Origin of the sequence: Streptomyces sp. WM6386, assembly GCF_000972385.1 — a bacterium.
In the GTDB taxonomy this organism is placed as follows: domain Bacteria; phylum Actinomycetota; class Actinomycetes; order Streptomycetales; family Streptomycetaceae; genus Streptomyces.
The window spans coordinates 1-848 of the sequence record NZ_JXTE01000276.1; the positions used below are offsets into that span (position 1 = coordinate 1).

An 848-nucleotide genomic window follows, 5' to 3' on the forward strand; every position below is an offset into this window, starting at 1 on the left:
CCCCCGCCACGCCGCGCTGCTCGACGCCGTCGACGAACTGCACGACACCGCGCGCCTCTCACAGCCCGCCTGGGACGCCCTGCGCGTCCACTACGAGGACGCCCAACTCCTCGAGTTCCTCGTACTGACCGGCTGGTACCGCACGATCAGCCACCTGGCCAACGGACTTCAACTGGAGCAGGAAGCCTGGGGCACCCCCTTCCCGGCCACACCGGTCAGCAGGCCCGGCGAGTGAACCGCTCCACCGCCTCCCACAACTCGCGTTCGCGCTCGGGGTCGTACGACTCCGGCGACGAGCGCGCGACACGACCGCGATCGACGTACTCCCCGCCCGACGCCGGCGTCTCCCCGAGCGCCGCGTCGGCCAGGTCCGACGGTGCGATCTTGGCCACGGGCCAGCCCGCCGCCATGTCGGTGTCGGCCAGGCCGAGGTGTACCGCTGTGACGAGCGTGCCCTGCTCGGCGAGCTCCAGGCGGACGCCGTTGGTCATGGCCCAGGCGGCGGCCTTGGTCAGGTGGTAGGCATTGGCGCCCTTGCCCCCGAACCATGACATGGCGGGGAGGATGTTGACGATCGCGCCCCCGCCCTTCCTGGCGAGCGTGGGGGCGAACTCCCGGATCATTCCCAGGTGGCCGAACATGTTGGTCTCCAGCTCGTGCCGTACCGCGTCCAGCGAACCGGTCACCAGGTCGGTCCCCGTACTGATTCCCGCGTTGTTGATGAGCAGCGAGACGTCCTGGGCGGCCTCCGCTGCGGCCCTCACGGATGCGGGATCGGCGATGTCGAGGGCCAGTACGTCGGCCCCGGGCAGATCCACGGTCTCGGGCCGGCGAGCCGTCGCGTAGAC

At 70.8% G+C, this 848-nt stretch carries 1 protein-coding gene and 1 pseudogene; one reads left to right on the forward strand and one right to left on the reverse strand.

Annotated features, from left to right (window positions below):
- Positions 1 to 235 (forward strand): annotated as a pseudogene (locus TN53_RS41225) (hypothetical protein); the annotation flags it as partial.
- Here TN53_RS41225 and TN53_RS41230 read toward each other — a convergent pair.
- The coding region (locus TN53_RS41230) for an SDR family NAD(P)-dependent oxidoreductase (protein ID WP_234441840.1) at positions 216 to 848 on the reverse strand (633 nt) is incomplete at its 5' end. The pseudogene TN53_RS41225 and the gene TN53_RS41230 sit on opposite strands and share 20 nt — an antisense overlap.